The 26499-nt window shown below is 67.7% G+C and carries 24 protein-coding genes; 12 read left to right on the forward strand and 12 right to left on the reverse strand.

The window, feature by feature from the left end; genetic code table 11:
• Positions 1–69: 69 nt before the first annotated feature.
• Genes AC5P6A_RS11860 through AC5P6A_RS11875 form a run of 4 tightly spaced genes read right to left on the reverse strand, consistent with a single transcriptional unit; the run spans position 70 to position 3874 of the window.
• Positions 70–720: a response regulator gene (locus tag AC5P6A_RS11860; RefSeq protein WP_005414428.1), complete on the reverse strand. Its 651-nt coding sequence runs from the start codon at positions 718–720 to the stop codon at positions 70–72.
• Positions 721–748: 28 nt separating this feature from the next.
• Entirely contained in the window at positions 749–1804 is a 1056-nt protein-coding gene (locus AC5P6A_RS11865; RefSeq protein WP_155030096.1) for an ABC transporter substrate-binding protein, read from the reverse strand.
• On the reverse strand, positions 1801–3192 hold the full coding sequence (locus AC5P6A_RS11870) for a sensor histidine kinase N-terminal domain-containing protein (RefSeq protein WP_207048961.1): 1392 nt from the start codon (positions 3190–3192) through the stop codon (positions 1801–1803). The genes AC5P6A_RS11865 and AC5P6A_RS11870 overlap by 4 nt, the downstream gene beginning before the upstream one ends.
• Positions 3185–3874: a response regulator transcription factor gene (locus AC5P6A_RS11875; protein ID WP_019662067.1), complete on the reverse strand. Its 690-nt coding sequence runs from the start codon at positions 3872–3874 to the stop codon at positions 3185–3187. Before AC5P6A_RS11875 ends, AC5P6A_RS11870 begins: the two co-directional genes overlap by 8 nt.
• A 232-nt stretch (positions 3875–4106) precedes the next feature.
• Here AC5P6A_RS11875 and AC5P6A_RS11880 point away from each other — a divergent pair, with 232 nt between their 5' ends.
• From AC5P6A_RS11880 to phbB, 3 genes are all read left to right on the forward strand, one after another.
• On the forward strand, positions 4107–5246 hold the full coding sequence (locus AC5P6A_RS11880) for an OprO/OprP family phosphate-selective porin (RefSeq protein ID WP_134735771.1): 1140 nt from the start codon (positions 4107–4109) through the stop codon (positions 5244–5246).
• Between the two features lie 74 nt (positions 5247–5320).
• Complete coding sequence (locus AC5P6A_RS11885) at positions 5321–6649, forward strand: CitMHS family transporter (protein WP_029550722.1); 1329 nt, start codon at positions 5321–5323, stop codon at positions 6647–6649.
• A gap of 24 nt (positions 6650–6673) precedes the next feature.
• Complete coding sequence (phbB, locus tag AC5P6A_RS11890) at positions 6674–7414, forward strand: acetoacetyl-CoA reductase (RefSeq protein WP_021204361.1); 741 nt, start codon at positions 6674–6676, stop codon at positions 7412–7414.
• 107 nt (positions 7415–7521) lie between these two features.
• On the opposite strand, the gene AC5P6A_RS11895 is transcribed toward phbB, so the two are convergent.
• The 4 genes from AC5P6A_RS11895 to rsgA all read right to left on the reverse strand — a co-directional run bounded on the left by AC5P6A_RS11895 (position 7522) and on the right by rsgA (position 13891).
• Positions 7522–8517, reverse strand: a complete 996-nt coding sequence (locus tag AC5P6A_RS11895) for a DUF4274 domain-containing protein (RefSeq protein ID WP_180877772.1) — start codon at positions 8515–8517, stop codon at positions 7522–7524.
• Between the two features lie 96 nt (positions 8518–8613).
• The gene (locus tag AC5P6A_RS11900) at positions 8614–10905 is read right to left on the reverse strand and encodes a TonB-dependent receptor domain-containing protein (protein WP_180877771.1); all 2292 of its coding nucleotides are present in this window, start codon (positions 10903–10905) and stop codon (positions 8614–8616) included.
• A gap of 496 nt (positions 10906–11401) precedes the next feature.
• Positions 11402–12655, reverse strand: coding sequence for a flavohemoglobin expression-modulating QEGLA motif protein (locus tag AC5P6A_RS11905; RefSeq protein WP_058983574.1), 1254 nt, complete (start codon positions 12653–12655; stop codon positions 11402–11404).
• Positions 12656–12781: 126 nt separating this feature from the next.
• Positions 12782–13891: a ribosome small subunit-dependent GTPase A gene (gene rsgA, locus AC5P6A_RS11910; RefSeq protein WP_021203922.1), complete on the reverse strand. Its 1110-nt coding sequence runs from the start codon at positions 13889–13891 to the stop codon at positions 12782–12784.
• Between the two features lie 114 nt (positions 13892–14005).
• Between rsgA and AC5P6A_RS11915 the strand changes: the two genes are divergently transcribed.
• The 3 genes from AC5P6A_RS11915 to AC5P6A_RS11925 are packed head-to-tail and all read left to right on the forward strand — an operon-like array spanning position 14006 to position 16622.
• A complete protein-coding gene (locus tag AC5P6A_RS11915) occupies positions 14006–15280 on the forward strand; it encodes a pyridoxal phosphate-dependent aminotransferase (protein ID WP_058983579.1) in 1275 nt (424 codons plus the stop codon).
• Between the two features lie 3 nt (positions 15281–15283).
• The gene (locus AC5P6A_RS11920; protein ID WP_019662073.1) at positions 15284–15901 is read left to right on the forward strand and encodes an SGNH/GDSL hydrolase family protein; all 618 of its coding nucleotides are present in this window, start codon (positions 15284–15286) and stop codon (positions 15899–15901) included.
• Positions 15902–15905: 4 nt separating this feature from the next.
• The gene (locus AC5P6A_RS11925) at positions 15906–16622 is read left to right on the forward strand and encodes a class I SAM-dependent methyltransferase (RefSeq protein ID WP_111098055.1); all 717 of its coding nucleotides are present in this window, start codon (positions 15906–15908) and stop codon (positions 16620–16622) included.
• A gap of 75 nt (positions 16623–16697) precedes the next feature.
• Here the strand turns inward: AC5P6A_RS11925 and AC5P6A_RS11930 are convergent, their stop codons facing one another.
• On the reverse strand, positions 16698–17477 hold the full coding sequence (locus AC5P6A_RS11930) for a polysaccharide deacetylase family protein (RefSeq protein ID WP_111098054.1): 780 nt from the start codon (positions 17475–17477) through the stop codon (positions 16698–16700).
• A gap of 59 nt (positions 17478–17536) precedes the next feature.
• Here AC5P6A_RS11930 and grxD point away from each other — a divergent pair, with 59 nt between their 5' ends.
• On the forward strand, positions 17537–18463 hold the full coding sequence (grxD, locus tag AC5P6A_RS11935; RefSeq protein WP_026347276.1) for a Grx4 family monothiol glutaredoxin: 927 nt from the start codon (positions 17537–17539) through the stop codon (positions 18461–18463).
• Between the two features lie 108 nt (positions 18464–18571).
• Here the strand turns inward: grxD and AC5P6A_RS11940 are convergent, their stop codons facing one another.
• Positions 18572–19111, reverse strand: a complete 540-nt coding sequence (locus tag AC5P6A_RS11940; protein WP_006384394.1) for a DUF924 family protein — start codon at positions 19109–19111, stop codon at positions 18572–18574.
• Positions 19112–19154: 43 nt separating this feature from the next.
• Positions 19155–19931, reverse strand: a complete 777-nt coding sequence (locus tag AC5P6A_RS11945) for an AMP nucleosidase (protein ID WP_058983588.1) — start codon at positions 19929–19931, stop codon at positions 19155–19157.
• A gap of 158 nt (positions 19932–20089) precedes the next feature.
• Here AC5P6A_RS11945 and AC5P6A_RS11950 point away from each other — a divergent pair, with 158 nt between their 5' ends.
• The 5 genes from AC5P6A_RS11950 to AC5P6A_RS11970 all read left to right on the forward strand — a co-directional run bounded on the left by AC5P6A_RS11950 (position 20090) and on the right by AC5P6A_RS11970 (position 24871).
• Positions 20090–21499 (forward strand): amidohydrolase family protein, encoded by a 1410-nt coding sequence (locus AC5P6A_RS11950; RefSeq protein WP_164144677.1) that lies wholly within the window; start codon positions 20090–20092, stop codon positions 21497–21499.
• Positions 21499–22761, forward strand: coding sequence for an amidohydrolase family protein (locus AC5P6A_RS11955; RefSeq protein ID WP_019662079.1), 1263 nt, complete (start codon positions 21499–21501; stop codon positions 22759–22761). Before AC5P6A_RS11950 ends, AC5P6A_RS11955 begins: the two co-directional genes overlap by 1 nt.
• A 25-nt stretch (positions 22762–22786) precedes the next feature.
• A complete protein-coding gene (locus AC5P6A_RS11960) occupies positions 22787–23419 on the forward strand; it encodes a 2-hydroxychromene-2-carboxylate isomerase (RefSeq protein WP_346715096.1) in 633 nt (210 codons plus the stop codon).
• A gap of 94 nt (positions 23420–23513) precedes the next feature.
• Positions 23514–24455 carry a DegV family protein gene (locus AC5P6A_RS11965; protein WP_021203930.1) on the forward strand — a complete coding sequence of 314 codons (942 nt, stop codon included), beginning with the start codon at positions 23514–23516 and terminating at the stop codon, positions 24453–24455.
• 77 nt (positions 24456–24532) lie between these two features.
• On the forward strand, positions 24533–24871 hold the full coding sequence (locus tag AC5P6A_RS11970; protein WP_006469105.1) for a hypothetical protein: 339 nt from the start codon (positions 24533–24535) through the stop codon (positions 24869–24871).
• A 153-nt stretch (positions 24872–25024) separates the two neighbouring features.
• Here the strand turns inward: AC5P6A_RS11970 and AC5P6A_RS11975 are convergent, their stop codons facing one another.
• Positions 25025–26470 carry a GGDEF domain-containing protein gene (locus AC5P6A_RS11975; RefSeq protein WP_171952647.1) on the reverse strand — a complete coding sequence of 482 codons (1446 nt, stop codon included), beginning with the start codon at positions 26468–26470 and terminating at the stop codon, positions 25025–25027.
• Positions 26471–26499: the final 29 nt, after the last annotated feature.

Raw genomic sequence — 26499 nt, forward strand, 5'->3', positions numbered from 1 at the left:
ACCTGCCCGGCCTCACCCATGAACTGCTCTACGTGCCCACCCACGAGGGGCTGCGCCGTTGGCTGGAAACTACAACCCGATGCCGGCGTCGCCCTCAGGCTCCAGCGCCTTCACCAGTACCGCTGCCTGTGTGCGGCTGTGGCATTCGAGCTTCTTCAGGATCGCAGTGACATGTACCTTCACCGTGTTCTCGGCCAACCCCAGCGTGTAGGCGATCTGCTTGTTGAGCAGGCCATCGGCCAGGCACAGCAGCACACGGAACTGCTGCGGGGTCAGCTGGGCCAGGCGGCTGGCCAGCAGTGCGTCGGCCTCGGAGCGTTCGGCGGCCATCGCCGGGAACCACAGGCCACCATCGAGCACCGCCTGCACCGCCTCGCCGATGGTCTCGGCCGGAGCAGACTTTGGAATGAAACCCGCCGCGCCGAACTGCTGGGCACGACGGATCACCCGCGGATGGTCGTTGGAGGAGAGGATCACCACCGGAATGTCCGGATGCGAGCCGCGCACGTGCAGCAGCGCGGAGAAACCGTGCGCGCCGGGCATGGTCAGGTCCAGCAGCACCAGGTCCACATCCGGGTGGGCATCCAGCGCTTCGGCCAATGCCTCGGCGCTGGCGACTTCGCGCACCTGCGCCAGCGGCAGGCTCTGCCGCAACGACTGCACCACCGCCGAACGCAGCAGCGGGTGGTCATCGGCGATCAGGATGGTGTATTCGCTCATGCCGCCATTGTACGGGCAGGTCGCCGCCTCAGCGCCCGGCCGGCTCGACGCTGCTGCGCCAGGCATCGAGGAACTGGCGACGCTTGAGCGCGTCCAGGTACACCAGCAGGCCCGGGCCGAGCTGGATCGGGCGGCGGCTGCGGCCCGGCGCATCATCGCCGCGCGCGTTGCCGGTCACGATCGGCATCAGCCGTGCCTCGCGCGACAGCACCTGCTGGCCGCGTGGCGACAGCAGGTAGTCGAGGAAGCGCCGGGCTTCTTCCGGGTGTGGGCCGGTACGCGGGATCACTGCGGTACGCAGCACCACCAGCGTGTAGTCCTCGGGCTCCACAATGCCCAGCGGCGCGCCGGCATCAACGCGCGCCTGCGCGTAGGAGCCAAGCACGTTGTAGACCAGCGACAGCTGGCCACTGGCCACCTGGTCCAGCAGCACGCCAGTACGCTCCTCGCGCACCACGTCGTTGTCGCCGAGCGCGCCCAGCAGCGCGCCGGCAATGCTGCCGCGCTGCGCGTCCTGGGTCGCCAACAGGTAGCCGACGCTGCTGCGCTCGATGTCATAGGTGCCGACCCTGCCGCGCAGGGGTGCACCTTCAGCACGCAGCCGGTCCAGCAGCTGGCGGCGCGTGTGCGGCACCTTGGCCGAAGGAATCGCGCGGGTGTTGTAGACCATCACCACCGGCTCGTAGCTGATGCCGAACGCCTCGTTGCGCCACTGTGCCCAGGCCGGCAGCGCGGCGGTCTGCGCCGAACGGTGTGGCAGCGCGTGACCGTCATTGACCAGTTTGGTCTGCAGGTCCATGCCGCTGGAGATCAGCAGGTCCGGTGATGCCGGTCCGCCGCGGTCGTGCAGGAAACGTGCGTACAGGTCCTGGGTGATGATGTCCTCGTACACCACCTCGGTGCCGGGGTGCAGGCGCTGGTAGTCGGCGATGACCACCGCGAACACTTCGATGTCGGTGGTGCCGTGGATGCGCAGCTGAGCGGTGGCCGCTCCCTGTGCGGGAAAACGGCGCACATCGCCGGGCGCAGCCAACACCGGCAGGGCCAGCAGCAGCGCAACAGTCGTGGCGAACAAGCGGATCATGGACTGCTCCGGGGCAGGCGGATGGTGGCGACCAGCCCGCCCTGCGGGCGGTTGCTCAGGTCAATGCGGCCGCCATGGCTGTCGACCACGCGCTTGACGATGGCCAGGCCCAGCCCGGCACCACCTGAGGGCGCGCCTTCGCCACGGGCGAAACGCTCGAATACGCGCTCGGCATCGGCCGGGGCGATGCCCGCGCCGTGGTCGGCGATGGTCAGCACGGCCTGCTCGCCTTCCACGGTAAGGGCAATCTGCAAGTCGCCGTCACCGCCGTACTTCAGTGCGTTGTCGACCAGGTTCTTGATCGCCTCGCGCAGCAGCAGCGCATCGCCGTGCACCAATGCCGGTTCGGCGGTCATCGCCAACTGCACGCGCGGCGCCGGACCGGCCTGCGGCAGCGCTTCATGCAGGGCCTGGTGCACGGTCTCGGCCAGGTCCACCGCTGCAAAGCGCTGCAGATGCGAACGATGGATCACGCTGGCATCGCTGAGCAGCTGGTTCAGCAGCCGGCTCATATGGGTGGCGTTGCGCTCGATCGCCTGCAGGCTGCGCCGCATGTCCTCCGGATCGTCATCATCCAGCGCCAGCTGTGCCTGTGCGCGCAATGCCGCCAGCGGCGTGCGCATCTGGTGCGCAGCCTCGGCCATGAATGCGCGCAGTGTCTCGTTGCTGCTGGACAGGCGTTCCATGAAGCGGTTCAACGCCGCCACCATCTGGTCCATCTCGCGCGGCACGCGCGCGTCGAGGGGCTTCAGGTCGGACGGTTCGCGGCGCGACAGCTCGCGTTCCACCCGCACCAGTGGGCGGAACGCGCGGTGCACGCCAAACGCCACCAGCGCCAGCAGCAGGCCGGACAGCACGCCGATCGCCAGCAGTGCGCGATTGACCATGTCCTGCGCGACGGCTTCGCGCGCACGCCGGGTCTGGCCCACCTGCACCTGCACCTCGCCCTGCGCCGAGGCCGCGGCGAAACTGCGGCCGACCACCACGAAGCGCACGGCCTCGCCGCTGTACGCCGCATCAAACAGTTGCGGCTGCGTGCCCGGACGGCGCGGCGGCGACGGCAGATCGCCATAACCTGTGATCAGGTTGCCGCGGCTGTCGGCCACCCGATAGAACACGCGGTCTTCCGGGGCCATCGCCAGGAGGTCCAGCGCCGCATAGGGAAGATCGACCTGCCACTGGCCGTCGACCAGCGCCACCGAATCGGCGATGGACAGCGCCGAAGACACCAGCAGGTGATCGTAGGAACGGTTTGCCGCACGCTGGCCATAGTCGCGCGCGGCGAACAGCAGCGCCACCGCGAATACCGCCAGCAGCGCGCCGAGGTAGAGCAGCAGCGTGCGCCGCAGCGAACCCGGTGCGGCGTTCGCAGCGCGTGCGTCAGCCATCGGCGTCGGCGCTGCCATCGCTGGCTTCCAGCAGGTAGCCGACACCGCGCACCGTGGTGATGCGCAGCGGTGCGCCGGCCAGCTTTTTCCGCAGGCGGCCAACATACAACTCGATGGCGTTCGGGCCCGCTTCGTCATCGAAACCAAACAGGCCGTTGCCGATCTCGTCCTTGCCGACCACCTGGCCAAGACGGCCGACCAGGATCTCCAGCAGGCGGTACTCGCGATTGGGCAGTTCGATCGGCTCCCCGTCGAGGCTGACCCGGTGCGCAGCGTTGTCGAACTGGAAGCCGCCAATCTGCACCACTTCGCTGGCCTGCCCACGCGCGCGCCGCAGCAGTACGCGGCAGCGTGCTTCGAACTCGCGGAAGTCAAAGGGCTTGCCCAGGTAGTCGTCGGCGCCCACATCCAGCGCCTGCACGCGATCCTCGATGCCATCGCGCGCGGTCAGCATCAGCACCGGCGTGCTGTCACCGCGCTCGCGCATGCCGGCCAGCACGCGCAGGCCATCGAGCTTGGGCAGGCCGATATCCAGCACCACCAGGTCGAAGCTCTGGTAGCGCAGCACGCTGGCAGCGGCCAGGCCGTCGGCCTGCCAGTCCACGGCATGGCCACTGCGACGCATGCGACGGATGATCGCATCGGCCAGATCCGGGTTGTCTTCGACCAGCAGCAGGCGCATGGGCACGACGGTGGGAGGGGAAGCGAATGCTACCGCATGACGCCGGGGCCGCCCGCCGGGCCATGCCTGGCGACCATTTACGCTGCACCGCACAAACCGCTGACAGGACGATGACAGCTACGGCGACCCAGACTGCGGCCGCGCACCGTCCGGTGCCCACGATTGCCGCGCGCCTGGCGCGCACCTGGGAGGGTTTGTGGAATTCACGTTTGCCTGGCGGCGTCCTGCCGCCATGATGGCGCTGGCTGCCCTGTCGGCGCCGGCCTTCGCTGCCGAAGACGACCGCCCGGTCACGGCCACCCTGGGTGGCCGCCTGCACCTGGACTTCGCCACCTTCGATAATGACAACCGGGGCACCCCGAACAAGGACGACACCGAAATCCGCCGTGCGTGGGTTGACGTGTCCGGCAAGTTCTTCGTGGTCGACTACAAGCTGGAAGCCGATTTCTCCGGCGACCGCGTCGAGGCCAAGGACGTGTACCTGGCGCGCAGCTTCGGCAAGGCCGGCAAGCTGACCGTCGGCCAGTTCAAGCAGTACTTCTCGCTGGATGACCGTACCAGCTCCAACTACGGCAGCTTCCTGGAGCGCGGCAACGCCGGCACCACGCTGGCGCCGCTGTACCGACTGGGCGCGTCGTGGCAGGCCAATCCGGGTGACTTCACCTGGGCCGCCAGCATCTACAGCCTGGAAAGCATCGACGCTTGGCAGGTGAAGGGGCGTGCTGCCGGTGGCCGTGTCACCTGGGCGCCCTCGCCCGCCGATGGCGACGTGCTGCACCTGGGCCTGTCGCTGGCCCGCGAGGCCTATGACAACCCGGGCGCGAACGGCGTTCCGGGCCTGAAGATCCGTCCGCGCCCGGCCGGCCACCTGTCCGACAACAGCCGCCTGACCCTGGTGGACTTCTCCGCCGGCCGCGATACCGATGTCAACAAGTGGTCGCTGGAGTACGCCCAGGTGCGCGGCCCGCTGTCGTGGCAGGGCGAGTTCAGTGGCGCCACCTTCGATGACGGTGCGCAGCGTGGCGACGTGATGGCCGCCTACGGCATGGTCAGCTGGTTCGTCACCGGCGAAAGCCGCGCCTACGACCGCAAGACCGGCCGCTTCGCGCGGGTGAAGGACATCCGCCACAAGGCCGGCGCGTTCGAAGTGGCGCTGCGCTACGACCAGATGTGGGGCGCGCAGCATCTCGATGGTGCGCCGGACCTGCGCCGCGGCAGCACCGAGGCGTGGACGCTGGGTGGCAACTGGTACCTGCGCGACAACCTGCGCTTCATGCTCAACGTGATCGAAAGCCGCAACCGCGACCGCTTGGCCGGGGTGACGGTGGACCGCACGCGCGCGGTCACCGGCCGCCTGCAGTACGACTTCTAGGCCCGACATTCCGGGCATTCCGCCCGGGCCCCTTCCACTCCCCACGTCCTGTTTTCGCAAGGAGTCCGCAGATGATGCTGAGCATCCTCGGCTTTGGCATGGTCATTACGTTCATGTACTTGATCATGAGCAAGCGCCTGTCGCCGCTCGTCGCCCTGATTACCATCCCCATCCTGTTCGCGCTGATCGGTGGCTTCGGTGCCGGCATCGACGAGATGATGCTGGAGGGCATCAAGAAGATCGCGCCGACCGGCGTGATGCTGATGTTCGCCATCCTCTACTTCGGGGTGATGATCGATGCGGGCCTGTTCGATCCGCTGGTGCGGGTGATCCTGCGCTTCGTCAAGGGCGATCCGATGAAGATCGTGCTCGGCACCGCGGTGCTGGCGATGCTGATCTCGCTCGATGGCGATGGCTCGACCACCTACATGATCACCGTCTCGGCGATGCTGCCGCTGTACCAGCGGTTGGGCATGAACGCGCTGAACATGACCTGCGTGACCATCCTTGCCGGCGGCGTGATGAACCTGACCCCGTGGGGCGGCCCGACCGCACGCGCGGCCACCGCGCTGCACGTGGACCCGGCCGACGTGTTCGTGCCGCTGATCCCGTCGATGGTGATCGCCTGTGCCGGCGTGCTGCTGCTGGCCTGGTACCTGGGCCTGAAGGAACGCCGTCGCCTGGGTGTTGTGACCCTGCCCAAGGGCGGCAGCTGGATGGACAACAGCGTGTCCGACGACAGCAACGCGCTGCCGACCGTGGAAGATGCCGAAGACATCAAGCGGCCGAAGCTGCTGTGGGTGAACCTGGCACTGACCGTGGCGCTGATGACCGCGCTGATCATTGGCGTGCTGCCGATGCCGGTGCTGTTCATGGTCGGCTTCGCCATCGCCCTGGTGATCAACTATCCGAACCTGGCCGAGCAGCGCCGCCGCGTGGTCAACCACGCCGGCAACGTGCTGTCGGTGGTGTCACTGATCTTCGCCGCAGGCATTTTCACCGGCATCCTCAACAACACCGGCATGGTGGAGGCGATGTCGCACAGCTTCCTGGCCGTGATTCCGGAATCGTGGGGCCCGTACCTGGCGGTGATCACGGCGGTGGCGTCGATGCCGTTCACCTTCTTCATGTCCAACGACGCGTTCTACTTCGGCGTGCTGCCAATCCTGTCCGAGGCCGCCGGCAATTACGGCATCACCCCGGTGGAAATGGCGCGCGCCTCGCTGGCCGGCCAGCCGGTGCACCTGCTCAGCCCGCTGGTGCCGTCCACCTACCTGCTGGTGGGCCTGGCCAAGGTCGAATTCGCCGACCACCAGAAGTTCACCCTGAAGTGGGCCATCGCCATCTCGATGCTGCTGATGATCGGCAGCCTGCTGTTCGGCCTGTATCCCCTTGCCGCCTGACCCTTTGCCAAGGAGCCTTCTGCAATGACGCTTCGAATCGCTTACGTCACCAGTGGAATGGGCAGTGTCGGCACTGCCATCTGCCAGAGCTTGGCCCGCAGCGGCCACACCGTGGTTGCCGGCTGCGCGCCGAACTCGCCGCGCAAGGCCAACTGGCTGCGCGAGCAGCGCGAACAGGGCTTCGACTTCATCGCCTCCGAAGGCAACGCGACCGACTGGGCCTCGACCAGCGCGGCGTTCGCCAAGGTCCGCGCCGAAGTCGGTGAGGTCGATGTACTGGTCAACAACTCCGGCGGCAGCCGCGACCTGCTGTTCCGCCAGATGACGGTGGAGGACTGGAACGCGGTGATCGCCTCCAACCTAAACGCGCTGTTCAACCTCACCAAGCAGGTGGTCGACGGCATGGCCACGCGCGGCTGGGGCCGCATCATCAACATCGGCTCGGTCAGCGCCCACAAGGGCCAGATCGGCCAGGTCAACTACGCCACCGCCAAGGCCGCGATGCATGGCTTCAGCCGTGCGCTGGCTGCCGAAGTTGCGTCGCGCGGGGTCACCGTCAACACGCTGTCGCCGGGCTACATCGCCAGCCAGGCGATCAGCAGCTTCCCGCCGGATGTGCTGGACCGGCTGGCCGCCTCGGTGCCGGTGCGCCGCCTGGGCCGGCCAGAGGAAGTGGCCGGGCTGGTGGGCTGGCTGGCATCGGACGAGGCTTCGTACGTGACCGGCGCCGATTACGCGGTCAATGGTGGGTTGTACATGGGCTGACCCCCGCGCGTTGCAGTAGATCCACGCCATGCGTGGATGCTCGGTCGCCCCTGGGGTCAGATCCCTTTCGCATGCGAAAGGGCTCTGACCCCGATGCGCTCCGCGGTCTATCCGCGCGCCTGCGCGAGTGCGCCAGCCACCTCCTCCGGCAGGCCGGAGATGAAATCCACCTCGTCGGACTCCTCCACGATCTGGCCGTCGCGCGGCAACCACATCGCCTCGGGAACCGCGCGCAGCACCGGCCGGCCGGGCCAACGGGCCGGGAAGCGTGGCCGGTTCTGCGCCAGGTCGAAGCCCAGGCCCTGGTCAGCGTAGCCGCCCTCGGCCAGCCGTTGTTCGATGCCACGCAGCACCGCGGCGGTGTGGCGGTGCGATGCAGGCACATCGTCGACCGTGGCAAACGGCACGTACCAGGACGCCCCCAGGTTCCAGTACAGCGCCAGTGCGCTGGATGCGGCCAACGACGGCTGTTCAAGCAGCCATTGCAGCGCATCGGACAGGGTGTGGGTGTCGGCGAACAGCATCAGCTGATGGCGCTGCTGCGGCGTGGCCTGCTGCAGAAACGAGACGAGCAGCGGCCAGCCCGGATCCGACGCGGTTGCTACGGGTGAGAGTGCTGGGGGCACGACCTCCGCCCAGATATCGACATCACCTGCGGTGGCATCACCGAGTGCCGGGCCGCGTTCGGGTTCAAAGGCCGCGGCCAGATCGTGCAACTGCTGCGCGATCGGGAACGGCAGGCCATCGTCGTACGCATCATCGACCGCCTCGGCAAACGGATCGAAGTCCAGCCCATGGTCGGCGTAGAAGCCATCGAGGCACCGCTGCTCGATGCGACGGACCAGCGCGTACGCCGCCTGCTCGTGGCCGGGCACCTCGCTGGCGTCTGTGTACTGGGCGAACCGGCCTGCGCCCAGTGATGCGTGCATCAGCAGTGCCGTGGCACGGTCCAGATCGCGTTGCTCTGCCAGCCAGGCCAGCACGTCGGGGCTGTCATCGTAGTTGCGCCGTGCAACGTAGATGTGGCGCTGCTCGGGCGAAGCGGTGTGCAGGTAGTCCTGCAGCAGGCGGCTGCAGGACGCGTGGTAGTCGTCGGGGGTCACGTGGGGTGTCCGTTGCTCAGTGCCCGTGCAGTCTAGCGGCCCCTTGCACCGGGGTCAGATCCCTTTCGCGCGCGAAAGGGCTCTGACCCCATCGCATCAGAACTCGGCGGCGACGGTCATGAACACCTGGCGCGGTGCGCTGGCGTGGATCGCGTAGCGCGTGCCGTTCGGGTCCGTGGGTGCGAACGAACTCAGCTGGCCGGCATAGCGCTTGTTGGTCAGGTTGGTCGCGTTCAACGACACCCGCACGTTGCGCAGGCCCAGGCCCGGGCCGAAGTCGTAGCCTGCACCAGCGTCGAAGGTGGTCACGCCCGGCACCGACTGGTCGTTGGTGTAGGTGTAGTAGCGCTTGCCGGTGTACTTGGCACGCAGGTTGGCGAAGAAGCCGTCGCGGTTCCAGCTGATCTCGCTGGAGGCCATGCGCTGCGGCGTATCCACCGTGATCTTGCCGGCCACCGGTACGATCGCACCGCCCGAGGTGTAGTCATCCTCGTAGGTGGTCTTGTTCCAGGACAGCGCGTTGTACCACTGCAGGCCATCAATCGGCTTGAGGATGAAGGTCAGTTCCGCGCCATGGCTCTTCACCGAACCGACGTTGATGAAGCGCGTCACGCACTCCGGGCGCGTGCCGACTTCGATGCTCGAACACGGGTTCAGCGACAGCAGGCGGTTGTCGAACTTGACGTTGTATGCAGCGATCGAGGCCTGGTACTTCTCACCGAAAGTGCGGAAGCCGGCTTCCAGGCTCCTGGACTTCTCCGGCTCCAGCCCGGCGCTGGCCGCGAACGATTCCGGCGACACCTGCAGCGGGCCGCCGCTGCCACCGCCGACGAAGGCGGCGATGTTCTCGGCGTAGGAGGCGAATAGCTCGTTGTTGGCGCTGAGCTTGAAGCCCAGGCCCACCTGCGGCAGCACCGATTCCTTGGCGGTCAGCGTGCCCGAGGCGATGCGGGTTTCCACGCCCGGCTGGGCGGTGGCGCGCATGCGGGTGTTCGGGCTCTTGATGCCCACATCCACGGTCAGGCGCTGGCCCAGGAAGCGCATGCGGTCCTGCACGTAGAACTGGCGCGTGCGGATGTCGAAGTCCTGGTTGAAAAGCAGGCGGTCGGGGTTCTTCAGGTACAGGTCGTCCAGGAACGGGCCACTGATGTAGTAGAAGTTGCGCGACACGTTATGGTCGTTCTGCTCGTACCACAGGCCGGCTTCCAGTTCGTGGATGCCCACCGTCCACGACAATGCGGCGGTCAGGCCATCGCGGTTGATCGTGTAGTTGGTGCTGCGGATCGAGATCGGCAGCATCCTGTCGGTGCCCGGGTAGGATGGCTGGCCCGGTGCCCACCAGTGGCCCTGGCCACGGTTGTCGTGGTGGTAGGCCAGCAGCTTCAGGCGGCCCTGCTCGCCCAGGCGAAGGTCGGCATCGACCGAATAGAGATTGTCGTCGCGCAATGCGCGGCTCTGGTAGTAGGCATCGTCGATGCTGTTGACGCCGCCGCTGAACTTGCAGCGTGCCTTGTTGTAGGTGCCCGGCGCGCAATAGGCTGCGGCGACAGCACGGTCCCAGTCCGGTGCGTAGATGTTCCAGTCCCAGCCCAGGCCACGCGCCAGCATGTCCTTGGACAGGTAGGCATAGTTGGCCTGGCTGGCGCGCGAGGTGGCCACGAACGCACCGAAGCGATGGTCGCCCACGTTCCATACGGCCTTGGCGTTGAACTGGCGGGTGGTCTGGTTCTGGTAGGGCGCGGCCCACATGTCCTGGTCCTGGTGCACGCCGGACACATAGGCCGAGAAGCCGTTGATGTCACCGGTATCCACGCGCAGGTAGCCACGGCGCTGGCTGTCGTCGCCGACGGTGACGCTGGCGCGGCCACCGAACTCGGTGGACGGGTCCATCGAGAAGTACTGGATGGTGCCGCCCAGGTTGCTGGTCGAGGCCACGCCCAGCGAACCGATGCCCTGCGACAACTCGGCACCGGCCAGATTCTCGGCGATGATCGCGCGGGCGATGCTCAGGCCGTTGTAGTTGCCGTAGCTGTTGTCGCCCAGCGGGATGCCGTCCAGCGTATAGCCGAGGCGGCTCTTGTCGAAGCCGCGCAGGCTGATGGTCTGCGATTCTTCGTTCGCGCCGAAGGCATCGTTGGACTGCACCGACACGCCCGGCAGGCGGTCGAGGATCTTCTGGCCACTGGTACCTGGAGGCAGCACCTGCTTGTCGACCGCGGTGATGCGCTGCACCTGGCGGGTCTCGCCCTGGCCGATCACGGAGACGGTATCCAGCGTCTGCGCGCTCAGCGCGGCATCGGTGCTGGCGTCGGTGGTTTCGGCGGCATGGGTGCTGGCGGCGGCGGAAAGGGCAATTGCCACGGCGATCGTCAGGTATCGGGTCTGCATGTGAGTCCATTGCATGGGGGAAGACCGACGCGTCTGCGCGCGGCGCGCCGCCACTATGCGAATGGAAGATGAAAGGTTGTTTACGAAGCGGCGCGCGTGTTGCGGGCGGTGACGCGCGTCTCGTTTGTGGGTGTGGGGGTGGGTGTGTCGGCAGGGCTGCCGCCCTGCACCTGCTCACGGCAACGTCAAAAGCGTGCATTCCGTGGGAGGGCGGGGTGGGTCCGGTTGCGGGGGACGCCGCAAGTACGTCCGTGTAGGCTTGGCCGCGGCATCCATGCCGCGGACACCCCCGCAACCGGACCCACCCCGCCTTCGACAGTTGGCCGCGAGCTGTTGGAATGGCATGGGGTTGATCCCGTTGCGTAGCAACGGGCTCTGACCCCATGTTGTTTATCGATATCTGACAGATTTCATCCACGCATGGCGAGGATCTACTGTAGATCCTCGCCATGCGTGGATACATTTCGCGGGGATCCGACCCCGGCTCTGAACGCTATTACTCCGGCGCCAGCTGGTCCATGCGGATGCGGTTGGCGAACAGCGAAAACGCCAGCATGCCGGCCAGGCCGTTCGCCCGGCTCACCCAGTGCGGCAGCCAGCGCGGCGGCTTCAGCACACCCGCTTCGAACAGCGGCGCGAACGCGATCGCATCGGCCAGGCTCATCTTGCCGGCGAACAACCAGCGGCAGACCTGCAGGCGGTCCTCGGCCAGCATGTGCCGGAAGAAGGTATGCACCGACACCAGCCCGCGCAGATACACCGTGTCCTTGGTGAACGCCAGGCCGCCATTGGGCGGCACGCCACGGAACACGCGCTGTGCCGAGGCGAAACTCTCCTCCGGGTTCTGCCCGGCATCGCAGAAATAGCGGAACACTTCGATGAAGTCGGCGCCTTCGCGTGCCATCGCGATCGCTTCGGTGCGCAGGCTGATCCGCTTCAGGCGCTCGATGTCGATGCTGCCGGTGATCTGCTCGGCGAACGTGGCCAACCCTTCCTGGGTCGCCGTCACCCGTGGCGAGGACAGTGCCAGGCTGGGCAATACCGGCTGGCCGCGACCGTTCAATGCGGTGAGCGAATGCACCAGCGCTTCATGGTGGAACAGCTGCGCGCGGTCGTAAGCGCTGAAGCGCGCGCTGGTACGCAGGCGGATGCGGGTCGGTCCGGCAGCGGCCTTGGACACCAGCTCTGGATCGAGCTGCACCTGGATGATGCGCGATTCGAAGAACGCATCCAGGTCATTCTGCAGCTGCAGCTGCAGGGCAATGGCCGAGACCGGCACCTGCTCTTCCGGCGCCAGCAGTTCGTGATCGAGTTCGGTAGCGATCTGGATGAAGTGGCGCGCTGCGTCGCGCGTGCTCGGACCATTGCCCGGCAGCGGCTGCTCGGGTGCGCCGAACAGCTGCACCGAACAGGTATCGACTGCCGCAGTGCCCAGCCCCTCCAACAGCTGCGCGGCCAGATCCCAGCTCTGCGCCGACTGCTGCACATAGTGGCCCAGCGGGTGGCTGTCATCGCAGTCGCCGGCGATCGCGGCCAGCGCACGGCGCTCCTCGCTGAAGTCGAGCCGGGGGTAATCCACTTTCGGCAGCACCGGCTGGCCGCGCGCCACGCTTTCCAGGAACGGGGCCTGCACCGTGGCCGGCCAGCTGGTCAGGCCCAGCAGGCGGATGCCCCCCACGGCCTCGACCAGGCGCGCATCGAGCGCTGCATGGTGGGCCACGTCACGGTCCAGCGTCGCAGTCGGTTCCATGCGCGGACTATAACGCCCTGCCGTGCCCGGCGCGGTGCGCCGCCGCCCGAGCATTGGCTCGGGCGCTACATGAAATGACTCCACCGCGGACCAGCTGTAGAGCCGAGCCCATGCTCGGCTGCCTTGTTACCGCCTACGCGGCTTCCCCGCCGGCCGGAACTGCTGGCCCTTGCCCTTCCTGCCGCCGCGTTCCTGCGCGGTCTCGGCCTGGCGTACGGCCAGCTTCGCTGCGGCCACGGCCACTTCTTCCTTCAGCTTGAAGTAGTTTAGCAGCCGGCTCTCTTCAATCTCGCCCGCGTCGATCGCTGCGCGAACAGCACAGCCCGGTTCCTGCTGGTGCTTGCAGTCGTTGAAGCGGCACTGTGCGGCCAGCGCTTCGATATCGGCGAAGCCGCCTTCGGACAGCGTCTCTTCACCGGTCGGCTTCAGCTCGCGCATGCCGGGGGTGTCGATCAGGCAGGCACCGGTCGGTAGCGGCATCAGCGCGCGGTGCGTGGTGGTGTGGCGCCCGCGCGAATCGTTGGCACGCACCGCGTTGGTCCTCATCCGCTGCTCGCCGAGCAACGTGTTGGTCAACGTGGACTTGCCGGCACCGGAGGAGCCGACCAGCACCACCGTGCGGCCGGGGCCCAGCCACGGTTGCAGCACCGCCACGCTGTCGGCGTCCAGGCCGTTGATCGCATGCAAGGCGATGCCCTGCATCTCCAGTTCTTCCAGCACTGCCAGCGCGTCCTCGCTGTATTCGGTCTGGTCGGCCTTGGTCAGCACCACCACCGGTTCGGCACCGCCACCGCCGACCAGCAGCAGGTAGCGCTCGATGCGGCGCGGATTGAAGTCAGCGTCCAGGCCACAGACGATGAACACCGTATCGATGTTGGCCGCGATCACCTGCTGGTGGTAGTGCTCACCCGCGGCACCACGCTTGATCGCGGTGCGCCGTGGCAGCAGGGCGACGATGCGGATGCCATCGAGCAGCACCCAGTCGCCCACCGCCGGCCGTTCATGGCTGGGGAAGCGCGGGCGCTGCCATTCCGGCAGCGACTCGGCCTTGATCGACGCATCCGGGCCATCGGCCACCACGTAGTGCGTGCGGTGCTGCTCGATCACCCGCGCCGGGCGGGCCTGCGGATGCGTGGCCATCGCGGCCTGCCAGTCGGCCTGCTGCGCCGGGCCCGGCCAGGGCCAGCCAATGGTCTGCAGGGCGATGAAATCGGGGGTCTGGGTCATCGCGGCCATTCTACCTGTGCCGACGCCCTGCCAGCCCAGCAATGGCGGGCCCGGAGCCCTTGCCATGCAGTGCAGCAATTCCGGTAGGATGGAAGCCCCAAGCCTTTTGACGGCCCAGCTCCCATGTCCACCACCTCGCCCAAGCCCCTGGCCATCCGCGAGCGCCTTTCCGAAGTGCGCTACGAAATCCGCGGAGAACTGGCGCGGCGAGCCCGGGAACTGGAGGCGCAGGGCCGCAAGCTGATCAAGCTCAACATCGGCAACCCGGGCAACTTCGGTTTCCGTGCGCCCGAGCACCTGCAGCGCGCGATTGCCGATGACATGGGCCGTACCGACCCTTACACCCACCAGCAGGGCCTGCCGGTCGCACGCGAAGCCATTGCCGCCGCCTATGCGCGCCGCGGTGCGCCCGATGCGCATCCGGACCGGGTGTTCGTCGGCAACGGCGTGAGCGAACTGATCGATCTGTCGCTGCGGGCGCTGTTGAACCCGGGCGATGAAGTGCTGGTGCCCTCGCCGGACTACCCGCTGTGGTCGGCCGCGGCCATCCTCAACGACGGCCGCCCGGTGTACTACCGCTGCGCGCCGGAAAACGGCTTCCAGCCCGACCCGACCGAGATCGAGACGCTGGTGTCCTCGCGCACCCGCGCCATCGTGCTGATCAACCCGAACAACCCCAGCGGCGCCAGCTACCCGCGCGAACTGCTGGAGCGCGTGGTCGAGATCGCGCGCCGCCACAACCTGTTGCTGCTGGTCGACGAGATCTACGACCAGATCCTGTACGACGACGCGGTGTTCCAGCCGGTCGCGCCGCTGGCCGGCGACCATCCGTGCCTGACCTTCAGCGGCCTGAGCAAGGTGCACCGCGCCTGCGGCTGGCGCGTGGGCTGGGCGCACCTCAGTGGCGATGACGCACGCCTGGGCGATTTCCGCGCCGCGCTGGACCTGCTGAGCGCGCTGCGCCTGTGTGCCAACGTGCCGGGCCAGTACGCCATCGACGCGGCAGTGAACGGCCCGGACACCATTTCCGAGCTGTGCGCCCCCGGCGGCCGTCTGTATGAAACCCGGCGCGCGGTGATCGAGGCCTGCGAGGCCAGCGAACACCTGTCGCTGGTTGCCCCGGCCGGCGCGCTGTACGCGTTCCCGGCCGTGGTCGGTGCCGCCGCCAAGGGCTTCGACGACCACACCTTCGCCCTGGACCTGATGAACAACGAAGGCGTGCTGGTCGTACCGGGCTCCAGCTTCAACGTGCCTTACCGCCATCACTTCCGCGTGACCCTGCTGCCGGAAGCCTCGGTCATGCGCGATGTGTTCGCACGCATCGACCGCGTGCTGGCCCGCCGTGCCGAGGACGCCACCAAGGTCGTGCCGCTGAAGCCGCGCCGTTCGGTGGCCTGAGCCGTGGCGTTGTCCTACCTGGCGCTGGGCGACTCGTACACCATCGGAGAAGCGGTTGCCGTCGAAGGCCGCTGGCCGCACCAGCTTGCCGCCGCCCTGCGTGCGCAGGGCATTGAGCTGTCCGATCCGCAGACCATTGCAACCACCGGCTGGACCACCGACGAACTCGATGCCGGCATCGATGCGGCCGCGCCGCAGGGGCCGTTCGATTTCGTCAGCCTGCTGATCGGCGTCAACAACCAGTACCGCGGGCGTCCGCTGGACGAGTACCGCAGCCAGTTCCGGGCCCTGTTGGAGCGGGCGATCGGCTTCGCCGGCGGTGATGCCGGGCGCGTGCTGGTGCTGTCCTTCCCCGACTGGGGTGCAACCCCGTTTGGTATCGGCAGCGGCCGTGACCTGGCCGCGATCGAGATCGAGACCGACGAGTTCAATGCCGCTGCCGAAGTGATCAGCACCCAGCAGGGCGTGGCCTTCGTCGACATCACCGATATCAGCCGTGACCAGGGCGACAACCCGGCGATGATCGCCGACGACGGCCTGCACCCTTCAGCACGGATGTACGCGCTGTGGAGCGCGCGCGCGCTGCCGGTCGCCGCCCACCTGCTCGGCGGAACGGACTGAGGCGATGGACGGCACGCCACGGAACGGCCCGCCCCTGCCCTGCACTCCCCTGGCCGCACCGCAGGCCCGTGCGATCGCCGAGGCATTCCGCCCCGCGCACGCCTGGGCCAGCCGCCGCGACTACTACTACACCCGCAGCAAGCTGGGCAGCGACCCGCTGTATGACGGCGTGCTGCAGCACCTGCCTGGCGACGGGCAACCGGTGCTGGACCTGGGCTGCGGGCTGGGCCTGTTCGCCCACGTGCTGCGCCAGCGCGGTGGCTCCCAGCCCTACCTGGGCGTGGACGTGGATGCCGGCAAGATCGCCCGCGCCCAGCGTGCCGCCACCGGCCTGCCCGCTGTGCGCTTCGACTGCCTGGACGTGCAGGCGCCGCTGCCGGCGCAGGCCGGGCATGTGCTGCTGCTGGATGTGCTGCAGTACCTGGACGCGGGCCCACAGCAGGCACTGCTGCGTGAGGCCAGTGCACGGGTAGCCCGCGGTGGCCGCCTGCTGCTGCGCACGCCGCTCGCTACCGGCGATGGCCGCGACCGCACTACCCGGGTGGCGGACCGGCTGGCCTGGCTGATCGGTTGGATGGGCACCCGCCCCCGTCATTACCCGGATCCGCAGGCGCTGCAGGCAACGCTGGTCGAAGCCGGATTACAGGTGACCCCCCCGCGTCCCCTGCATGGGCGCACGCCGTTCAACAGCTGGTTGCTGGTGGCACGCCGGAACCTGTAGCGCCGGGCCATGCCCGGCGAGCGCAGCGGCACCTGTGGCATCCGCCGGGCATGGCCCGGCGCTACCGCATACGTATCAGCCGGTAGGCAGCCGCGCCTTCAGCCCCCGCTCGTCCAGCGCCTGCAGCACGCGTTCGATGATCGCCAGGTTGTGGCCGTGGGCGGCCCCCTCATGCAGCAGCACGATGGCGCCCGGGCGCAGGTCCGGCAGCAGCCGCGACAGCACGCCCTCCGGCGTGCAGCCGACACCGTCGTAGCCACGGGCGCTCCAGCCCACGCGCACCAGTCCCAGCGCCTTCAACACCGGCGCCACGAACGGATTGGTCATGCCCACCACCGAGCGGTACCAGCGCACCGGGCGACCGCCCACCGCCTGCAGCGCATGCTGGCAGCCCTCGATCTCGGCACGCATCGCTGCCGGGCCCAGCCGCCAGAAGCGCGCCTGTGGATGACTGTGGCTGTGGTTGCCCAGGTCGTGGCCCCGGCGCAGGATCTCCTGCACCAGCTCCGGCTGCGCCAGCGCCCGCTCGCCGACCAGGAAGAACGTGGCACGTGCCTGGTGGCGATCCAGCAGATCGAGCACGGCCCGGGTCTCCGGGCCGGGACCGTCATCGATGGTCAACCAGACGCTGTTGCCGGCCTCCGGTACCCGGCTCAGCACCGGTGCGTAGAAGTGGCAGTTGGGCAGGAACACCGGCACCAGAAAGAGCGCGTGGCTGGTCACCATCAGCGGCAGGCCCCACCGCCAGCCCGCCAGCGACCAGACCAGGATCACGGCCAGCTGCGACGCCACCAGCCAGGGCAGCCAGCGCCAGGGCCGGGTCGGGATGCGATGCAATGTTCCTGCGTTGCTCATCCCCCATGATGCCATGAGGGGTAGAATTGATGATTCGAATTCCCGGAACCCCGACGTCCATGTCCCTCGATCCCGCCCTGCGTTCGCGCATCGAATCCATCCTCAACGCCAACCGCGTCGTGCTGTTCATGAAGGGCCAGCCGTCGATGCCGCAGTGTGGTTTCTCGGCCAAGGCCGTCGGCGCCCTGCAGGACCTGGGCGTCGAGTTCGCCCACGTCAACGTGCTGGCCGACCAGGAAATCCGTGAAGGCATCAAGGCCTATGGCGACTGGCCGACCATTCCGCAGCTGTACATCGACGGCGAACTGGTCGGCGGCAGCGACATCGTGCTGCAGATGGCCGCCAGCGGCGAGCTGAGCAGCGTGCTGGGGCTGCCGGCACCGGACCGTACCCCGCCGAGCATCACCGTCACGCCGGCGGCCGTGGAAATGCTCAAGGGCGCGCTGGCCGATGCCCCGGGCGCGGCCCTGCAGCTGACCATCGACGCCCGCTTCCAGCCCAACTTCCAGCTGGCCCCCCACGACGAAAGCGCCATCGCCGCCGAGTCCAACGGCCTGCGCGTGCAGTTCGACCTGGCCAGCGCGCGTCGCGCCAACGGCATCACCATCGACTGGGTGGACGACATCCGCGGCAAGGGCCTGGCCATCGACAACCCGAATGCGCCCAAGCCGGTGCAGGAAATCAGCGTGCGCGATGCCGACGACCTGGTGCGTGCCGGCAACATCACCCTGGTGGACGTGCGCCCGGCCGACGAGCGCGAGATCGCTGCGGTGGGCGTGCCGTTCAAGACCTTCGACGGCAACGGCCGTGCCGAGCTGGAAGCCCTGCCCAAGGACACCGCACTGGCCTTCATGTGCCACCACGGTGGCCGCAGCGCGCAGGCCGCCGAACAGTTCCGTGCGCTGGGCTTCACCAAGGTGTTCAACGTCACCGGCGGCATCAATGCATGGTCGGAAGACGTCGACAACGGCGTGCCGAAGTACTGATCGGCCGCAGCATGGGGTCAGAGCCCTTGCCGCAGGAAGCGGCTCTGACTCCAGTACAGAAAACGCCGGCATTCGCCGGCGTTTTCTGCATTCACGCCTGGCGTGGATCTACCCGGCGAAACCGCCTTCGGCCAGGTAATCCAGTTCTTCCGGGGTGGGGATGCGGCCCAGCACGGCATTGCGGTGCGGAAAGCGCCCGAAGCGACGGATGATGTCGCGGTGCAGCTCGGCGTACTGCAGGTATTCCTTGTCGCCCAGCACATCGAACATCGCCACCGAACGGTCCTGGTCCAACGGGTCCTCGGAGTGCTCGAACGGCAGGTAGATGAAGGCGCGCAGCTTCGGTACCAGCTGCAGGTCCAGGCCTTCCTCGATGGCGCGCATGGCGTAGTGCCGGGCCAGGCCATCGGTGGCATAGGAATGGGCAGTACCGCGGAAGCAGTTGCGCGGGAACTGGTCCAGCAGCAGCATCAGCGCCAGTGCGCCCTCGGCACTGCCCAGCCAGTGTTCACGCCCACGCGAAGCGGCGGCGAAATGCTCATCCAGAAACAACTGGCGGAACTGCGCGTCGAACGCGTCGTCGCGGGCGAACCACTTCGCAGGGCCCGCCTCCTTCCAGAATTCCACCACTTGCGCGGCAACGTCCATTACCTACTCCCAGGCCCGGACGCCCCGCGTCCGGCCTTCATCATCATTCGTCGAAGCGCAGGTGGCGGACCGACTTGCCGTTGCGCCGGATAAGCTTAAGCGCCTCGATACCGATCTGGATATGGTTTTCCACGAACTGGGAGCTGACCTTGGCATCGGAGGCCTCGGTCTTGACCCCGTCCGGGATCATCGGCTGGTCCGACACCAGCAGCAGCGCGCCACTGGGGATGTGGTTGGCAAAGCCGGCGGCGAATACCGTGGCCGTTTCCATGTCGATGGCCATGCAGCGCATCGCCCGCAGCCGCTCCTTGAAGCCCTCGTCGTGTTCCCACACCCGGCGGTTGGTGGTGTAGACAGTGCCCGTCCAGTAGTCGTGGCCGCGGTCGCGGATCATGGTGGACACCGCACGCTGCAGCGCGAACGCCGGCAACGCCGGGACTTCCGGCGGCAGGTAATCGCCCGAGGTACCCTCGCCACGGATCGCTGCGATCGGCAGCACCAGGTCACCCAGCTGGTTCTTGCGCTTGAGGCCACCGCACTTGCCCAGGAACAGTACCGCCTTGGGCATCACTGCCGACAGCAGGTCCATGATGATCGCGGCATTGGGGCTGCCCATGCCGAAGTTGATCATGGTGATGCCATCGATGGTGGCACTGGCCATCGGCCGGTCCAGGCCGATGACCGGCGCGCCGGTCAACTCGGAAAAGGTGTGCAGGTAACCGCCGAAGTTGGTCAGCAGGATGTGCTGGCCGAACTGGTCCAGCGGCACGCCGGTGTAGCGCGGCAGCCAGTTGTCGACGATTTCCTGCTTGCTCTTCATGGGCGGTGGTCCGGTGCACGACGTGGGAACCGGCTATTTTCAGCCAGCCGGGCGGCCCCGTCGAGGCACTGCCGATGCACCTGTGAAGAAGGTCACTTGGCAAGCCCACCACCGCCCGGCTAGCGTCGGCGACTGGATCACGTTGCGAGGGGAACTGCATGGCATCGTCGTTGTTGCGCGCCGGAGTGGCACTGGCACTGCTTTCATTGAGCACCGCGCCTGCGGTGGGGGCGTCGCGCTTTGTCACCGATCCCTACCCCAGCACCTACCAGGCCCATCCCGATGCGCCGGTACTGATCCAGAACGCCACCGTGCTGACCGGCACCGGCCAGCGCCTGGACAACGCCGACGTGCTGCTGCGCGAGGGCCGCATCGTTGCCGTCGGCCGCCAGTTGCAGGCCGATGCTGGTGTCACCCGCATCGATGCGCAGGGCAAGTGGGTCACTCCGGGCCTGATCGACGTGCACTCGCACCTGGGCGTGTACCCCAGCCCGGGCGTCGGCGCGCACAGCGACGGCAACGAGATGACCGCGCCGGTTACCGCCAACGTCTGGGCCGAGCACTCGGTGTGGCCGCAGGACCCGGGTTTCGCCACCGCACTGGCCGGCGGCGTGACCAGCATGCAGGTGCTGCCGGGCTCGGCCAACCTGGTCGGTGGTCGTGGTGTGACCCTGAAGAACGTCCCCGCCATCACCTACCAGGCGATGAAGTTTCCCGGCGCACCGTGGGGACTGAAGATGGCCTGCGGCGAGAACCCGAAGCGGGTGTACGGCGGAGGCAAGGGCGTCGCTCCGGCCACGCGGATGGGCAACGTTGCCGGTTACCGCGCCGCCTTCATCGATGCCGCCGACTACATCGCCAAGAACAAACCGAAGCCGGCCAAGCGCAAGGGCTGGTTCGGCAGCGACAAGGGCGACAGCGCCGGTGATGCCGGCGGCAAGCGCGATCTCAAGCTGGACACGCTGGCCGGTGCGATCGAGGGCGACATCCGCGTGCATATCCATTGCTACCGCGCCGACGAGATGGCCACCATGCTCGACCTGGCCAAGGAATTCGGCTTCAAGGTGGCCGCCTTCCACCACGGCGTGGAGGCCTACAAGCTGGCCGACCGGCTGGCCGCCGACGGCGTCTGCGGCGCGCTGTGGGCCGACTGGTGGGGCTTCAAGATGGAAGCCTTCGACGGCATTCCGGAGAACATCGCACTGGTCGATCGGCCGAAGAACAGCTGCGCCATCGTCCATTCCGATTCACCCGAAGGCATCCAGCGCCTGAACCAGGAAGCGGCCAAGGTGATCGCCGCCGCGCGCCGCGCCCACATGCCGGAGATCACCCCCGAGCACGCCATCACCTGGATGACTGCCAACGCCGCCAGGGCGCTGGGGATTGAAGGCCAGACCGGCACTCTGGAGGCGGGCAAGATGGCCGATGTGGTGGTCTGGAACGGCAACCCCTTCAGTTCCTACGCGCTGGCCGAGCAGGTCTTCATCGACGGCCGCCGCCTGTACGACCGCAGCGCACCTGCGGCCACGCCACGTTCCGACTTCCAGCTTGGCCAGGAGGTGCACTGATGGGCGCGTTGAACAAGCGTCGCCGGGCATGGCTCGGCGCTACGGTCATGGTGCTGGCCTGCCTCTCCGCATCCGCGCAGGCGCAGGACCTGCTGGTGCGCAACGCGACCGTGCATACGGCCAGCACGCGCGGCAGCCTGCAGCACGCCGATGTGCTGGTGCAGGGCGGGATCATCCGCGCAGTCGGCAGCGGGCTGTCCGCCCCGGCCGGGGCCAGCGTGGTCGAGGCCGATGGCCGCCCGCTGACACCGGCGCTGTTCGGGGGCATCACCGAGATCGGCATCGAAGAGGTCTCCGGTGAAGCGAGCACGGTCGACAGCACGTTGAAGATCGGCGAACAACCGTTGCGCCCCGAGTTCGATGTCACCCTGGCGTACAACCCGGCCTCGGTGCTGATCCCGGTGGCACGCCTGGACGGCATCGGCTTCACCGCCCTGGGGGCGGCCACCGGCGGCGGCTTCGTTGCAGGCCAGGGTGGCGTGATGCGGCTGGACGGCAGCGCCGATCCCCTCGGGCCGCGCGCGCTGTTCCTGCGCCTGGGGTCGGCCGCAGTGGAGCTGACCGGGCAGTCGCGTGCAGCGCAATGGATGCTGCTGCAGCAGATGGTGGACGAGGCGCGTGGCCAGGTTGCCGCGGACTCACCGCACGCGCTGCTGACGCCGGCCGGGCGCCGCACGCTCAGCCGCTACCTGGCCGGGCACGGCCGCATCGTGGTGGAGGTGGACCGCGCGGCGGACATTCGCCAGCTGCTGCGCTGGGCCGCCCGCGAAAAGGTGAAGATCGCCATCGCCGGTGGCAGCGAAGCCTGGCAGCTGGCGCCGGAGCTGGCCGCCGCACAGGTACCGGTGTTCGTCGATGTGTTGTCCAACCTGCCGGCGAGCTTCGACCAGATCGGCGCCACCCTGGAAAATGCGGCACGCCTGCAACGTTCCGGCGTGGCGGTCTCGTTCGTGCAGCGTGGCGACGCCTCGCACAACGCCCGCAAGATGCGCCAGCTGGCCGGCAATGCCGTGGCCAACGGTTTGCCCTGGGCCGACGGCCTGGCCGGCCTGACCCGGGTGCCGGCGCAGGCGTTCGGCGTGGCCGACCAGATCGGCAGCATCGAGCCGGGCAAGCGTGCCGACCTGGTGCTGTGGGAGGGCGACCCGCTGGACGTGGCGCACTATGCCGAACAGGTCTGGCTGGGCGGCCGGGCGATGCCGATGCGCTCGCGCCAGACCGAACTGCGCGACCGCTACCTGCAGCGCAACGCGCAGCCCTGACCTCCAGTTATTCAAGGAAACCTGCATGGCCACCCTGCGCTGGTACTTCGACTTCGTCTCGCCCTATTCCTACCTGCATTGGCAGAAGCTGAAGCAGCTACCCCAGTTCGCACAGATCCAGACCGTGCCGATCGCCTTCGGTGCCGTGCTGCATCACCTGGGCAACCTCGGGCCGGCCGAGATTCCGGCCAAGCGCCGCTTCATGTACCGCCAGCTGCTGTGGACTGCGCAGGCCGAAGGAACACCGCTGCGGTTCCCGCCGGGCCACCCGTTCAACCCGTTGTCTGCCCTGCGGCTGTGCCTGGCCGCCGGTGGCAGCGTGCAGGCGGTGGACGTGCTGTTCGACTGGATCTGGCGCGACGGCAATGCCGCCGATAGCGCCGAGGCCCTGCGCGAACCGGCTGCGCGGCTGGGGATCGAGGATGTCGCCAGCGCCATCGCGGCCCCCGCGGCCAAGGAGCAGCTGCGGAGGAACACCGAGGCCGCCATTGCTGCCGGCGTGTTCGGCGTACCAACCCTGGCCATTGATGACGAACTGTTCTGGGGCAACGACGCCCATCCGTTGATGGCCGCCGTGCTGGCCGATGCCGCCCTGCTGCATCAGCCCGAGTGGCAGCGCCTGGCCGAACTTCCGGTGGCCGTGCAGCGCAGTCGCTGAACAGGGCCTGGCGCATTTCCCTCGCGCGCCACGCCAGAATTGAGATAGATTTCACGTTTCCGAACCTACAACCGCCCTGGAGGGGGAGCCGCGGATGCGCATCGGAATCGTCGTCGACTCGGCCTGCGACCTGCCGCAGGACTTCATTGCCGAGCACAACATCGTGCTGCTGCCGATCACCGTCCGCATCGGCGAAGCCGTGCTGGCCGATCACCGCGATGAGCAGGCCACGCTGAGCTTCCTGCACGCGCACGTGGCCGAACACGGCGCCGAGGCGGAAACCATTCCCTTCAGCGTCAACCAGATCCGCGACCTGTTCCTGCAGCAGCTGGTCATCGATTACGACCACGTGTTCTGCATGACCATCACCAAGACCCGCAGCCCGATCCATGACAACGCGCTGCAGGCCAGCTTCGCCATCCTCAACGACTACAAGCCGGTGCGCCAGGCGGCAGGCTACAACTCACCGTTCGCGCTGCGCGTGCTCGATACCCAGAACCTGTTCGCCGCGCAGGCGGTTACGGCGGTGGAAGCCGTGCGCCTGCGCGAGAGCAACGCCAGCGTGCAGCAGATCCGCGAGCGGCTGGAGGAACTGTCCGGCAACGTGCACGGCTATATGGTCACCCGTGATCTGTACTACATGCGTGCGCGCGCACGGCACAAGGGCGACCGCAGTGTCGGCCTGCTCAGTGCGGCGCTGGGCAGCGCGCTGGACATCAAGCCGGTGCTGCACGGCTACCGCGGCGAGACCGGGCCGGTGGCCAAGATCAAGGGCTTCGACAATGCCGTGCAGAAGCTGTTCGCGGTGGTCGGCCAGCGCGTGCGTGCCGGGCTGATGACACCGACGGTGTGCGTCAGCTACGGCGGAGAACTGGACGAGCTGCGCACGCTGCCCGGCTACGCACAGCTGAAAGAGGTCTGCGCCACCCATGGCGTGACCGTGTACGAATCGGTGATGAGCCTGACCGGCATGGTCAACGTCGGCAAGGGCGCGGTCACCGTAGGCTTCGCCGATGGGCCGCATCGGTTCGAATGAGCGCTGGCCACGGCCGGAATCTGCACATCGATTCCACTGCGGTTGTGCCAGTCTTGCCGCACTTCAAGGAGAACTTCATGCCTGCGCAGTACCACATCAGCCTACCCGACCCGTCCAAGGCCCGTGGCAATGACCCTGACCTGTCCTTCCACTCGCAGGGCGCCGCCGGTTTCGCCGAAGAGCTGCAGGATGCCCTGCGCAGCGGCACGCTGTTCGAGCGCTGGAAGGCCAAGCAGCCCGACCCGGACGCGGTGGAACCGCAGTGGGGCGTGACCGATCCGGACGCCACCGTGACCGGCGAGCAGAAGGACCTGCGCATCAACCTGGTCGCCACCACCCGTATCGACAGTGACGTGTTCAAGCAGCGCCTGCGCCTGCTGGCCGGCCACCACTGGGAACTACGCGACGTGCGTTGAGGCCACGCCGGCACTACCCAGCGCGATGTCGCTGGACGGGTGGCCGCCCAACAGGCTGGTTCTGTACGACCAGCGGCGAACCGGATTGGCCTGGCCGAACAGGATGAGGCGGTTTGGCGGCAATGGGCAGCAGCGCGTGACGGGCGGGTCCGCTCAGCAGTCCATCGTTCCGTGCGCGTTGCCCTCGTCATCCAGCACGTGTGCGTGCAGGACCACCTGGTTGCGGCCAGCCCGCTTGGCGGCATACAGGCCGGCATCGGCGTCTGCCAGCAACTGATCGGCACTGGCCAGCGCCGGCGGATGCAGGTAACCCACGCCGACGCTGATGCTGACCGGGCCTTCCGGCAATGGCAGCGCTTCGACCGCTTCGCGCAGCCGCTCGGCCAGCGCCAGCACGCCCGACAACGGGCTTCCGGGCACAATGACGGCGAACTCTTCACCGCCATAACGCGCAACGCTGTCACCGCCGCGACCGGCTATGGCCTTCAGCACCCCGGCCACCGCCTGCAGGCAACGATCACCGGCCGGATGGCCGTGCTGGTCGTTGAAGGCCTTGAAGTGGTCGATATCCACCAGCAGCAGGCCAAGCTCGGTGCCGCTGCGCCGTGCGCGATTCCACTCGGACGTCAGCCGTGCGTCGAATTCGCGACGGTTGGCCACGCCGGTGAGGCCATCCTGCCGCGCCAGTTGATCCAGTGCTGCCTGGCGTTCCAGAAGATCCGCCTGGAGCAACACGCTGCGCAGGCCGAAGCCAAGGGTGGCTACGACGAAGCCCGCGACAGCCAACGGCCGCGCATGATCGACCACCAGCGTGCCGACCACCAGCAGCAGCAATGGCAGGATCATCGGACCAGCGGCCTGCACCGTCCTCGCCAGCCGCGGGTGTGCCGCAGTGCCTGTGTGCGGCGCCGTTTCCAGCGCCAGGCAGGCGATCAGCAGAAAAGGTACGTCGATCAGCAGATCGTTGAACGCACCGAATGCATCATCGGAGGTGTAGTGGTTGATGTAGTAGGCCACCAGCAGATAGGCCAGTGCGTACAACGCCAGTGCACGGAAGAACCTGCGCCGTTCGGGCACGTCGCCGGCCAGCCATCGCACCACGGCGAACGCGGCGATACACAGGTTCTGGATATCGAACATGCGCTGCATGTTGGACATCGCATGGGCGTCGACCTCGACACGGGCGGCGAACGATGCGGTGTGCACGAAGAACAGCACACCCAGCAGCGCCGCCATCGCCGCGTCGATCAGGCTGATGCTCAGGCGCTCGCGGCGTGCCCGGGCCAGGATGAACACCAGCGGCACGCCATACAGCACGTACAACAACAGGCTGATGCGTGGGGTGAAGTCAGCCCGGCCAGCGCCCAGCGCATCCACCATGTTGAACGTCATGCCGCCGGCCCACAGCAGCAGTGCCATCGCGGTAGAACGCCAGCCCAGAGCGGCGCGGTCACGTTGCGCCCGCACCAGGCACGCGGCGGCGGCCAGCAGCGGTGCGCCGGTCAGGAACAGGAAAGAGCCCACGCCCGCCGGGCTCGGCCAGAACGCCACGGCCAGCCCATGGCAGAGCACGTACAGCAGCGCCATCACTACCGGCATGCATCCCCCCGATCCGCAAGGCCGTATGG

Source organism: Stenotrophomonas sp. YJH_SMC_20 (genome assembly GCF_059367845.1).